The organism is Lentilactobacillus hilgardii DSM 20176 = ATCC 8290 (assembly GCF_000159315.1).
GTDB lineage: Bacteria > Bacillota > Bacilli > Lactobacillales > Lactobacillaceae > Lentilactobacillus > Lentilactobacillus hilgardii.
Genome location: NZ_GG670087.1, coordinates 1 through 236, shown reverse-complemented (window position 1 = coordinate 236; position 236 = coordinate 1). Strand labels below are relative to the sequence as shown.

The following is a 236-nucleotide window of genomic DNA, read 5'->3' as shown; positions in this document are numbered from 1 at the left end:
CGGACGGCCTCGACCGATCTTGCCGGTGGTCGGATTGGCGCTGCGCTCGCTTCCTATGACCAGGCCGGCATGGTCAGGACGCAATGGTCGCGGGACGAGGCGATCGCCGCCCTGATCGACGACTGGAACAATGATTTCGATCCGACGCGGACGGCGCTCATCCTCGCCCATCGTCGTGCCGATGTGCGCGAGCTGAACGAGCGCGCCCGCGAGAAATTGGTGGAGCGCGGCATCAT

At 65.7% G+C, this 236-nt stretch carries 1 protein-coding gene; it reads left to right on the top strand.

Annotated elements, in window-relative coordinates; translation table 11 throughout:
- On the top strand, positions 1 to 236 hold a 236-nt coding region (locus HMPREF0519_RS14015), incomplete at both ends, for a hypothetical protein (RefSeq protein WP_003637251.1).